This window comes from Vibrio sp. 1557, assembly GCF_033340175.1.
Taxonomy (GTDB): Bacteria; Pseudomonadota; Gammaproteobacteria; order Enterobacterales; family Vibrionaceae; genus Vibrio; species Vibrio alginolyticus.
Genome location: NZ_JAWOVZ010000053.1, coordinates 1 through 6,049, shown reverse-complemented (window position 1 = coordinate 6,049; position 6,049 = coordinate 1). Strand labels below are relative to the sequence as shown.

General features: G+C 42.5%; 7 protein-coding genes. All 7 read left to right on the top strand.

The features are described from left to right. Nucleotides 1-513 (top strand): hypothetical protein (locus tag R7070_RS24215; protein ID WP_318141322.1); only part of this gene is annotated, 513 nt, incomplete at its 5' end. Nucleotides 514-736: 223 nt separating this feature from the next. Further along, nucleotides 737-1,699 carry a replication initiation protein gene (locus tag R7070_RS24210; RefSeq protein ID WP_318141321.1) on the top strand — a complete coding sequence of 321 codons (963 nt, stop codon included), beginning with the start codon at nt 737-739 and terminating at the stop codon, nt 1,697-1,699. 311 nt (nt 1,700-2,010) lie between these two features. Beyond that, on the top strand, nt 2,011-2,556 hold the full coding sequence (locus R7070_RS24205) for a helix-turn-helix domain-containing protein (RefSeq protein ID WP_031780731.1): 546 nt from the start codon (nt 2,011-2,013) through the stop codon (nt 2,554-2,556). A 463-nt stretch (nt 2,557-3,019) separates the two neighbouring features. Further along, nucleotides 3,020-3,496: a hypothetical protein gene (locus R7070_RS24200; protein ID WP_203493327.1), complete on the top strand. Its 477-nt coding sequence runs from the start codon at nt 3,020-3,022 to the stop codon at nt 3,494-3,496. Between the two features lie 556 nt (nt 3,497-4,052). Further along, a complete protein-coding gene (locus R7070_RS24195; RefSeq protein WP_318141320.1) occupies nt 4,053-4,577 on the top strand; it encodes a hypothetical protein in 525 nt (174 codons plus the stop codon). Between the two features lie 185 nt (nt 4,578-4,762). Continuing rightward, entirely contained in the window at nt 4,763-5,119 is a 357-nt protein-coding gene (mobC, locus tag R7070_RS24190; protein WP_012806057.1) for a plasmid mobilization relaxosome protein MobC, read from the top strand. Continuing rightward, on the top strand, nt 5,109-6,049 hold a 941-nt coding region (locus tag R7070_RS24185; protein ID WP_318141319.1), incomplete at its 3' end, for a relaxase/mobilization nuclease domain-containing protein. The genes mobC and R7070_RS24185, both read left to right, overlap by 11 nt.

Here is a 6,049-nt window from a genome sequence, read left to right as displayed (position 1 = left end):
ACTAAACCTAGTAATACCAATACTTCTAACCCTAGCAATACTGTTCGGGGGGATGGTGTTGGGTCGGTTCCTAACCCACGAATACGAGATCAACACGTTCCAGAAGTGCCTACAGGTAGTGAAAGATCAGAGCAATCCAAAACAACTGTATTGCCAAATCAAGCCCCAAAAACACAAATAAACAACCATGCTAACAACGATATTAACCAACCTAAAAGCCCTGCAAAATGGATACGCCAACTCTTCGAAAGAGTTAGAAAAACAATTGAAATCATTGCAGAGCGAGCTAGCGAGCGAAAAGCAGAAGCGGGAGAGCTTGGAAGTGGCTATGAAGCAACTAAACGAAACTGTGTCGAGCTTGAACGCCTACTTAAAAGCTCAGGATGGGGGCCAGCAATAATCAAGGCTCAAGCGTTTGATAGTAAGCCAATCAACGCATCAAACAAACCAAAGGAAATACCACCAGCGAAGCCACAACAACCAGCCTCACGACCAAAAAACAGATTTCGGTAGCGTTGGGTGTGTAAGCATTTGATCTGAGGGAAGTAAGAGAGTACATTTCTTACAGACGAAAAAAAATCCGCTAAGTTTGGCGACCTACGGATTTCTTTTCATAAACAAGTTTTCAAACCAGAACCAAAGGAGGCTTTGATTTACATGAAGTATACGTACCACTTCTCTGCATTGCAAGCCTATCAGGTTCTTTGGTTTGGAGTAAAAAACCGAAAAGAACTATATGAACAAATTCGAGGCGCGAGTACATGCACACTTACCTAAAAGGCCATATTGCAGTGACGACAAAACCGCATCCCTGATACGGAACGTTGCACACGCACTAACCCACAGTTACATACAGCTAAACAGCCACCTCCGCTGCGCATGGCTGATATTCGACATAGATGATCCATTCTTGGGTGAATGGGCGTGGGAAAGGCACAACCTGCCAGTTCCTAACTACGTCGCTATGAGTCGTGATAGTCGTAAGTATCACATGGCATATGCTGTTAGCCCTGTATTTACATCAGAAAATGCACGTAGCAAACCTCTAGCCTATCTGGCCGCCATACAACGCACATATAAGCGTTTATTGAGTGCTGATGAGGGTTACAGTCATCTAATGACAAAAAACCCATTACACAGCGATTGGTGCGTTTCAGTGCTGCACAATCACGAGTATTCGCTCGCAGAGCTTCACGATGGTTGTGGTGTTCTCGATAAGAAAGAGTACAACATCGATACAGCGGAACTGTGTGACTACGAACGTAACGTTAGCCTGTTCAACGTATTGCGTTACTACGCTTATGGTGCAGTGCATAACTTCGATACATGCCAAGCTTTTCATCACGATCTAGATTGTCACGTTCAAAAGCTTAACGATAGATTCAAAGAGCCTTTACAAGAAAAGGAAGCGCTTGGTATTTCTAAGAGCGTAGCTAACTGGACATGGCGAAACAGAGCCAATATCAGGGTTAAAGAACGCAGGTTAAACCTTGATCCCCACCAGCCCTTAGAAACACGTCAGGCCGTTGGTGCACACTACACAAATCAAAAGCGAACTGATGACGTTTTATCGAAGATGACGACCGCTTATGCCTCTTTGCTTGCTGATGGCAAAAAAGCCACTCAAAAAGCCGTACAAGAGCTTTCTGGGGTAGGTATAGCAACGGTTAAGCGTCACTGGAAGCGGATCAAAAACTGATCATCAAAAGGTATCACACGGTGTCTATCAGATATTAGCCCCCGTTAGGGGGTGATCGGCACTTAAGAAAAAAACAGCCACCCACAAAAATCGTCTAACCATAGCGTGAGAGTTCTAGTAAAACACTCACTTACATTCCAGGTGGTCGCCCATCACATTTAATACGTTACTAAGTAATGTTTTATTCCACTTCGACCACTTAAATGTGCCATTTAAGCTACTCAGCGGCTTAGTATTTGTTATGGTATGTAACGTTATGCCTCGGTGTTACACCTTGGCTCGTGTATCTAACTTGTATCATTGGTGTATTAATGGAAAATAGCACGTTACGTGTCAATGAGGCCGTTAGGGTTACAGGTATAAGCCGTAACACTTTGTATCGCTATATGCGCGATGGTAAGCTCTCATACATCGAAGAGGATGGTGTTCGTTACCTTGACCGCCAAGAAATCAATCAAATAACGCCTACCGAGGTTGCTCAACAAGATTTATTTCATGTATCGAGCGTTACACCCGATACATCAAGTAATGCAGAGCTATGCGCTGAAATAAAGGCTTTACGCTCTACTGTTACGCAACTCACCAAGGCTCTGGTTACACTCAGTGACGCGGTAACACGTATCGCTGATACACAAAAGCCAGTAACACCAGCTAAGAAATCAAGCATACCATCAGCCACCAGCGACAATGAACGCAGAGCGAAAGAGGCTCAAGCCAAGGTTTTTTCTGTTCTGGAACGCTACAAAGACGCTCCAAAGATGCCGAGCATTCGAGCAATGGCGGAGGAAGCCGGAGTAGAGCGTGGCACTTTTGCGAAGCATAAAAAATCGTGGGATGCCACCAGCGTTACCAAGTAACGTAAAAAGGGCGTTTAAAACTGCATGGCGACAGAAGCAATATAAAAACACCAAAACCTTTCTCACAAAAAACCTTGTTGTTGAGCTTGCAGGTGGTGGTAAACACACGCTTTATATGATGATACGTAAGGCGTATCAAAAAAAACTTGCTCTTAAAACATAGAAAAATCGGCCTTAGAGGGCGATTTTTGTTTCAATCGAACAACGAACTTTTTGCCCTGTAAATCGTCCAGAAAGAGTCACAAACTTACAGTCCCATTTCAGGGGGGGGAGGTGAGGTTAAGTGATTAAAAACGGCCCTAGAGGCTTTATAGGCAATGGAACGATGATTTTTGATGGCTAACTTACGAATTTAACATAATGGGCATAATAAACACCTTAAATTACTAATTCACCGATTCATTGGTTTTTGTTAACATATGCACCAGTTTGATTAATTAGTCTATGTATGGAAGTAATATTAATGAATAAAATAATCCTTTCAGCTATTGCGGCAACAATTCTTTCTGGTTGTTCTACAATCGTTAGTAAATCAGATTATCCGGTCACAATTCACAGTAACCCTGAGGGTGCTACATTTTCTATCTCCAACGAAGATGGTGAAATTGTACAGAAAGGTTTAACCCCCTCCACTATAACTCTTGATGCTGGTGCGGGGTTTTTCGATGGTGAGACGTACACTATCAATCTTAAAAAAGAAGGTTATTTCGATAATACTTACACTTTAGAAAGCTCTGTTGATGGCTGGTATTTTGGGAATATTCTTTTTGGTGGTTTGCTTGGCATGTTAGTTATCGACCCTGCAACTGGTGCGATGTTCAGTCTTCCTGATAGTGTTAATGTTGAGTTGTCAGAATCCCAAGTGTCTTCAAACACTTTAAACATTATAAGTATTGAAAAATTGGATGCAGAACAGAGGTCTAAGTTGATTAAGATTTAACATAACGGCACTTTGTACGAACTACGAAAGGTCGCCTCTACTGGCGACCTTTTACATATAGTACGTAAGACGAACAACGAGATCGAGTTACGTACTATTTGCCCCACAAAGCTGCTAAAACAGACACTTTGCGCATGAAAATACGACCTATGCCACCAGCTTTTATTTGTTAATGAAAACTAGCGATTACGATAATGGGGGGTTGAGTCTTAATTTGCGCCAAACCCCTGAAATCAACAATATCCACCAGCCACGAGTATGCTAGCAAGCTTTAGGGACGACCTCTTAGCTAGGCCGGCCCTTACGCCCTAACAAGCTTGCTAAAAGGACGACCTTTTAACTAGTTTCTGGATGCTACCAACACCGCTAAGTTGCTATCGCGCCATACTCCAAACACTAGTTAAAGGGACGATCTTTTAGTTAAGTGATTGGTGATGAACTCATTACAAACAGTGCCTTATGTTTTTTTCTTAAACCTAGTTAAAAGGACGACCTTTTAGCTTAAATGACGGCAAAAAATACCCTACTTTTAAATAAATCATCAAAAACAACTAACATGAAAAAAGAAAAAAACATTGTAAAAGAGGCTCTTATCCTTCAATTACACTTCGTTAATATTGCTTACGAGAAGTACAACACAGAAGTAATTACAGCAGCAAAACGCTGCGCGCCAACAACTCATAGCAAAGATTTCGATGAAGCAATGCGTAGTATTAAGGCGCGTTTGTCTGGGCGCAAAGCGCACGCTGTGAAGGTTGCACGCTCGCTTATTATCGAATATTACTTACCTAGTTTAAGCGACTCAAAAGAACTCAATATGAGCGTCAGAGAAGCGATTTCAGCAATCACAATTTCATGTGGTCGCTGTGTATCAAAAACAAAGTTGACAGGCTTATTTAATCGCTCTGGCGAGTCTCGTTACAGCCCGTTTTTTACTGATGAAAAATACAAAGAAAGCGTGCTATCTCACCCTCTTTTTGTGGCTCTTAAAAACGATATTTCAGAGCTAAATGCAGCCATTCCGCACACAACAAACCCAAAGCACGAACAGCTAATTAAACAGCTTGAACAATACAAGTAAATTCAGCAGTTTGTCATTACGATGATTAATTATTAATCTTTACGTAAGAGGTATTTCTTTAGCCAGCATAGATTTGTACCTACGTTCCGTAGTTTTCAAATCGCTGGCAAAGGGTAGGGTAAACCCTCCCTTTAATCCCTCCCCAAAGCACTGCCCTACTGGCAGCAAAACAAAAAACCAAAACCATGAGTAAACATAAACGTCCCGTTCGTTTGGAGATGATTCAGGTTCGTGTCACGAAGGATGAAAAAGACCAGATTTTTGCTAATGCAAATGGCAATGCATCGAGGTGGCTTCGTGACCTTGGACTAAACCCAAATTCACTTGTAAACAAACCTCGATACAAAGAACTAAAGCAAGATCCAAAATTGGTCAAAGAGGTTGCTTCTATCGGCAACAACATTAACCAAATTGCACGCCAAATTAACACCGTTAAAAAAACAACAGGTGGAGCACTAAATTTAATAGCCGTTCAGGCTCGGCTTGCCGAGACCAACGAGCTACTAAGTAAGTTAATTAAACAAGAACCCGATGATAGTTAAGTTTTTCAAAGGGGATCATACGTCCGTTAATAACGGTCTCGAATACCTCGAAGGAGGAACTAAAACGCGAAAAGTTGCCCCTACACTTTTGTCCGGTAACCCGGACACAACAAGGGAGTTGCTTAAGCAATCCTCTAGGTTTTCCAAGGCGTACACTTACGGCTGTTTGTCATTCGAAGAAGCGAATATCCCCACCAAGCAAAAGCAAGAGCTTATGGAGTCTTTCGAGAAGACTTTAATGACAGGTTTTGAACCTGATCAGTACGATATTGTGTGGATAGAACACCGAGATAAAGACCGTCTAGAGCTTAATTTTCATGTGGTAAATATGGATCTTAGGACTGGTAAGGCGCTTACGCCTTACGTTCATACTCGCGATGTAAAGCGCATCGATATGTGGAAATCGATAGCAAACGACACATACGGATTTAGCGACCCAAACGACCCACTAAAAGCACGCACCTTTACCCTTGGAGACAACTCCAAGCCTAGGCGAGAGTTAATGGAGCAAGTTGATGCTTATGTGTTTCAGCTTGCCGCTGACGGCGACCTGAACAGTCAACAAGACATTATAAATGCTCTTAATGCCATCGATGGCATTGAGGTCACACGAAACACTAAAACGTCCATTTCCTTTAAAGCTGATGGACACCAAAAAGCAATACGCCTAAAGGGCGCAATATATGGCAAAGATTACGGAGGCATTGAAGACCTCGAAAAGCAACAGGCAGCAAGAGCTGCAAAATTTCGCAATGAGCGTGACAAACGACTTGAGGCAAACAGGCAGGGGCTTAGAGAGCGAAATCAGCACCTTGCGAAAAAACGTAGTGAGCAGTATCGCGAACCAGAGACGACTAAACCTAGTAATACCAATACTTCTAACCCTAGCAATACTGTTCGGGGGGATGGTGTTGGGTCGGTTCCTAACCC

What these genes read in the sequence shown, in the direction of transcription:
- R7070_RS24210 (WP_318141321.1), top strand. Translation starts at nt 737, where the DNA reads ATGAACAAATTCGAGGCGCGAGTACATGCACACTTACCTAAAAGGCCA.
- R7070_RS24205 (WP_031780731.1), top strand. Translation starts at nt 2,011, where the DNA reads ATGGAAAATAGCACGTTACGTGTCAATGAGGCCGTTAGGGTTACAGGT.
- R7070_RS24200 (WP_203493327.1), top strand. Translation starts at nt 3,020, where the DNA reads ATGAATAAAATAATCCTTTCAGCTATTGCGGCAACAATTCTTTCTGGT.
- R7070_RS24195 (WP_318141320.1), top strand. Translation starts at nt 4,053, where the DNA reads ATGAAAAAAGAAAAAAACATTGTAAAAGAGGCTCTTATCCTTCAATTA.
- mobC (WP_012806057.1), top strand. Translation starts at nt 4,763, where the DNA reads ATGAGTAAACATAAACGTCCCGTTCGTTTGGAGATGATTCAGGTTCGT.